Raw genomic sequence first — 498 nt, 5'->3', positions numbered from 1 at the left:
TTCGGGTTGACGGGCGGCTTTGTATGGGCAGTGGCAATGAAGACTTGGAGCAATGGGGGCTTTACATTGGGTAAAGGGATAAATGGATAACCTCTTATTGTATGGGGATATAAAAGATAAAGGGAATAAAGATATGTACTCAAATGCATTTGACGGAAAACGGAATAGGGCAACTGTGCAGAGGGGGTATTCTTTGATACAGCTGTTGGTGGTGATGCTGTTGGTTTCGATCTTAGCGACGGCGGCCTTTACGGCCTATCGGGAATCGGTCCGCTCGGCCAACCTGCGTGCGGCGCATGCCGCCCTACTGGAAAATGTGCGCTTTATGGAGCAGTTCTATGCAAAAAAGGGCAGCTTTAAGCTGACGTCGACGAAGTGGCCGGAGCTGCCGGTGAAGGAGGCGGGCGGTTTCTGCATTCGGATGAACGGTCAGGCTAAGGGGATCCTGGAAGGGAAGTTTACCCTGAAGGCGGTGGCTCTGGACAGGGAGGCGGAGCC

Annotated in this window: 1 protein-coding gene; it reads left to right on the top strand. The window is 52.8% G+C overall.

Translation table 11 applies throughout. The features are described 5' to 3' along the window. Positions 1-214 precede the first annotated feature (214 nt). Positions 215-498 (top strand): type IV pilin protein (locus HMPREF2865_RS01525; RefSeq protein ID WP_349267457.1); only part of this gene is annotated, 284 nt, incomplete at its 3' end.

The organism is Neisseria sp. HMSC073G10, from assembly GCF_001812605.1.
GTDB classification, from domain to species: domain Bacteria; phylum Pseudomonadota; class Gammaproteobacteria; order Burkholderiales; family Neisseriaceae; genus Neisseria; species Neisseria subflava_A.
The sequence above is the reverse complement of the archived record's forward strand: the minus strand, read 5'-3'. Positions and strand labels throughout refer to the sequence as shown.